Here is a 4,024-nt window from a genome sequence, read left to right on the forward strand (position 1 = left end):
GCGGGGGCAGCACACGGCGTCGACCCACCCCGGATACATCAACAGCTTCACGCTTACCTTCCCTAAAATCGGGAGCGGCCCCGCTGATGTGACCGGCGGCGGCCCGGAGGGACCCCTTCCCGCGGGCCCGCCGCTGCGTGTCACAGAAATTCGGTACCTCCGAACATGGAAGAGTGCACCTGCGAGCAGCGAGAACATAGCCAAGAGGACCTGAGACGGGGCCCGTCCCGACGGCTGCGGATGGCTGGTTCATCGGGGAGCCTGTGGCTCGGGCCCAGACTGAGGGGCTGCGGCTGACCGGTGAGGGCGGGCTACTCCAGCAGCTGACGAGGTGGGTGCTGGAGTCCGCTCTCGAGGGTGAGATGACTATCATCTCGGCGCCGACCTCACGGGACGAGTGCAGCGCCCGGGCCGGCAGGGGCCGGGGGGCGCGCTGGTGGTGTGTCCTGAACTGCTGACGCGTCCCGGAAATGCTGCTTGGGCATGCCCATGGCCTGCTAGTAGAGGCTTTCGGTGAAGATGGGTAGCCACTACCCATGCTGGGAAGCAGCGCGAGCATTTAAGTGAGGGGAGCGTTATTCCTGATATGGGAGGAGGCTGCGGAGATGTCCCAATCATGGCGTGTGGAAGATCTGGCTTGGCCGCTGCCCCCTGTCTGTGGAGTTCTCGGTCCTGCTCTGGTTTGGCACCTTCCTGACCCGGCGGCTGTCGAATCCGCTCTGGCCGCCCAAACGGTTGTTCGCGGCCGGCTGGAACTGTGGACTGTCCACGAGTCGGTCATCCGCACAGCGGAAAGGCTGATCGCGGAGCTCCTCGCCAGTGCCGCCCGATACAGCAGCGGACCTCTCTTCCTGGAGCTGGCCCGCTCTTCGCTCTCCCTCGCCATAGCGGTGCGCCAGCGTACGGAAACCGGCTGGGCAAACCCTGCTCCTTCCTGCATCAGCGATCGCGATCTTCAGGTCGCGGCCGCCCTAGCCGACACCCTCCACGTCCAACGTCTTCCCCACGACACCGGCTACGCCTTTATCACCCTGCTCCAGCACACCCCCACCCCCCGACGGAGAGAGACCATGAGCCAACCTCTGACCGCTCACGACCGCTGCGACCGCTGCGGAGCCCGGGCCTACATCCGCGCCTGCTTCAGCCAAGGCCGCGAGCTCCTCTTCTGCGCCCACCACGCCCGCCGCTACCAGGCAGCACTGGAGCACCAGATTTCCGAGCTCCACGACGTGACCCAGCGCCTCTTCACCGCCTCCCCCACCTGACCTCACCGCACGGCCTCGCGCCGATGCTGGTATCCACGTCGCTTGACGCGCCTCATGTGAGCTTGTTCCTATGTGTTCTCATCAGGAGCAAGGGGCGGTAGCTCAGTTGGTCAGAGCTGCGGACTTTTAATCCGTCGGTCGTGGGTTCGAGCCCCACCCGCCCCACTGAAACCTTTGTCCTGGCAGCAGCACGGTTCCCCGGAGCTAGTTATCTGCGGCAACGAATCGGCTCATCACTCTTGAAACGTTTGGATGAGAGAGCCGGGGCACGGCCTACGGGAATACTGACCCTTTGCCAGTCGAACGCGCCGCGCAGCGTCTGATGCATTTAACGGTGCGCCCCGCACTCCAACTCACTCCGATCTGCACCCACGCGCAGCTCTTCGCTGTTTGTCACTTCACTGCCATGAAGCCGACAGATCACGCCACAAGCCCGGGGACAGATGAAGCCCCGGGCCGTAGGTCGGGGTGGGCGTCACATCGCGGCCGCCGTCATCGCGCGGCACATCTGCGCGCAGCGGCGGCATGCCTCCGCGCACCTCATCATCATCGGATCATCCGGCATCGCCATACACGCCTGTGCGCACATGTCGCACGCCTTGGCGCAGATCTCGGCGATGTCGGCTGCCATCGGGGAGCGGCGCGTCATCATGTCCGCGCACATCCGGGTCATCTCCGAGCAGTCCATGACCGCCCGCATGACCTGCATCGACGGTGCGCTGCCCATTTGCATGCAGGCGCTCATCGTCTCCTCGCACACGCTGTGGCACGCCATGCATGCTTCGATGCACTCCTGCATCTCCCGGCTCATCTCAGGCACCGGACCGACAGACTGGCTCATGACTCCTCCTTGAACAGTAGAACCCGGAATGGGGTCTTTGCCCCTTATTTCACTTCTTCCGGTACCTGTTCGCCACAGCAGACACGCGGACTCTCGCGGGCATAAGAGGACATCCGGCCGCCTGGGGGCGCTGTAGGTGGCTGGGCGGTTCGGCAAGAAGACCCGGGGAGTCTGGGGCGTGACCCCGATGCCGGGCGCGGGATCGGGGTCACGGAGTCGTGCGGTCCGGTCGTGGGGGCGGCCGGAGTGGTGCACGCGTCGTGAGGAACAACGCCTGACGGCGGTGAAAGGGCACGTACTGCGTCCGTATGAAAGCCGCTCTCACACGGCCGGGAGAGATCGGGAGCGGTTGCTGCCGGCTTGCGACGCGCGCCGGGCCGGTGAGGGGCAAGGGCCGGGGGGGAGGGGTGTTGGAGCTTTCTTGATCGCCTCATCGGCCGGGGGTGCGCCGGACTCTTTCGTTTCCGTCGTCCCACGCATGGCCCGGGGCGTTCACACGGCGACCATTCTTCCGGCCTTCCCGCCCAGCCGAGCGGACGCAGGGACACCCTTGCAGCCTCGGCCTCTCCCCTTTGAGACCGGGGCTGCCCGCTGACTCGAGCTCCAGCCCCGCACCCCGCCCCTTCATCCGCGGGTCTGTGGCCTACCCGCCAGTCAGAGGCGAAAGCGCTCGACGGCTTCGCGGGAGGGGATGCGCGCCAGGAGGCGGTGCTCGCCGGATGGATAGCCGGTGCGGGCGCGGCAGCCGGGAACCCCATCGGCATCGCGATCTACAACTACGGACTGGGTTGTTTTCAGAACAGCGCCGGGGTGTCGCTGGTGTCTGCGATGACGGGACGAGGCTGGGCGGGGGAGGCCGTCCAGGCGGTCGGGTCCGGCTGCCGCAGCCACATTAGGCGCGGTCCCCGGGGCAGCGGTGCCAGTGGTGGAGCCAGTCGATGGTGTCGGTGCCGCTCGACTGACCATGATCGCCACAGCCGGATCATGCCATCCACCAGCACGGACGCCTCACCCACTATCACCAGCTTGTAGTACAAGCAGGGGATAGCTGCTCTATCGTCTGTTGACGACCGTGTAGTGCCACCGCCGCCCCCATTCCCAGGGGTGTGGTTTTTAGGGGGTACACCCTAATGCCCGGTATGCCCGTTTCTTGTTTGCTGGGAGATACGAAGTCCTGTCGGACGGGCTTGAAGATCTCTCCCCGGAAGCGGTCATCATGTATGCCACTCCTCGCGACAGCATCACCGGTTCCGCCGGCCTCGGCGTGGTGGCAGGCGGACGGCCGGCAACGCGGACCCCCGGTGCCGGCCGCGAGCATGGGGATGACCGCGCACTGACGCAGGCGCTGGAGTACGGGCCGCTGGCCCCGGCCACCGCCCGCCACGCCGCCCGCCCGGTATTGGAATCCTGGGGTCTGGATGAGGATCAGGTCTACGACCTGCTCCTGGTCATCTCCGAGCTGGTCACCAACGCCATCACCTATGCCCTGCCGCCCGTCGTCCTGCACCTGCACGCCACGGCGGAGGAGACCGGGCAGGTGCGGGTGCATGTCAGCGACGGCGGCCCCCGGCCCGCTGCCAACGCGACTGGCTGGGCCGCCCAGCGCCCCGAGGACGAGCACGGCCGCGGCGGGAACATCATCACCACCCTCGCCGACTGCGCCGGCACCGACTGCGACGCCGACGGCCTCATCGACCACTGGGCCGCCCTCGACGCCGCGTAACCCCCCTGGCCTGGATTTTGAACATGAACATGCCCTCACCCTTCCCTGGGGAATGCAGGGAAGGGAGCAGGCCGGGCCTAAGAGGTCCTAACAAAGGCGCTGGACGTGTCGGTAGGTGATGAGGCAGGTGGCGAGGCCGAGGAAGGCTTCGTGGATGTCGTCGCGTCGTTCCCAGCGGACGCGTAGCCGCCGGAA

General features: G+C 66.5%; 3 protein-coding genes, 1 tRNA gene and 1 pseudogene. 3 read left to right on the forward strand and 2 right to left on the reverse strand.

The genetic code is table 11. From position 1 onward, the window contains the following. Positions 1-1,070 precede the first annotated feature (1,070 nt). Together ACIGXE_RS37510 and ACIGXE_RS37515 are read left to right on the forward strand one after the other, a co-directional pair. A complete protein-coding gene (locus tag ACIGXE_RS37510; protein WP_399754643.1) occupies positions 1,071-1,265 on the forward strand; it encodes a hypothetical protein in 195 nt (64 codons plus the stop codon). Between the two features lie 91 nt (positions 1,266-1,356). Next, positions 1,357-1,430, forward strand: a tRNA-Lys gene (locus ACIGXE_RS37515). 310 nt (positions 1,431-1,740) lie between these two features. Here ACIGXE_RS37515 and ACIGXE_RS37520 read toward each other — a convergent pair. Continuing rightward, on the reverse strand, positions 1,741-2,106 hold the full coding sequence (locus ACIGXE_RS37520; RefSeq protein WP_399754644.1) for a four-helix bundle copper-binding protein: 366 nt from the start codon (positions 2,104-2,106) through the stop codon (positions 1,741-1,743). 1,216 nt (positions 2,107-3,322) lie between these two features. Here ACIGXE_RS37520 and ACIGXE_RS37525 point away from each other — a divergent pair. Then, on the forward strand, positions 3,323-3,829 hold the full coding sequence (locus ACIGXE_RS37525; protein WP_399754646.1) for an ATP-binding protein: 507 nt from the start codon (positions 3,323-3,325) through the stop codon (positions 3,827-3,829). A gap of 87 nt (positions 3,830-3,916) precedes the next feature. Here ACIGXE_RS37525 and ACIGXE_RS37530 read toward each other — a convergent pair. Further along, positions 3,917-4,024, reverse strand: a pseudogene (locus ACIGXE_RS37530) (IS5/IS1182 family transposase); the annotation flags it as partial.

Source organism: Streptomyces sp. NPDC053431, from assembly GCF_044544925.1.
Classification (GTDB): Bacteria; Actinomycetota; Actinomycetes; order Streptomycetales; family Streptomycetaceae; genus Streptomyces.

What these genes read in the sequence shown, in the direction of transcription:
- ACIGXE_RS37520 (WP_399754644.1), bottom strand. Translation starts at nt 2,106, where the DNA reads ATGAGCCAGTCTGTCGGTCCGGTGCCTGAGATGAGCCGGGAGATGCAG.
- ACIGXE_RS37525 (WP_399754646.1), top strand. Translation starts at nt 3,323, where the DNA reads ATGTATGCCACTCCTCGCGACAGCATCACCGGTTCCGCCGGCCTCGGC.
- ACIGXE_RS37510 (WP_399754643.1), top strand. Translation starts at nt 1,071, where the DNA reads ATGAGCCAACCTCTGACCGCTCACGACCGCTGCGACCGCTGCGGAGCC.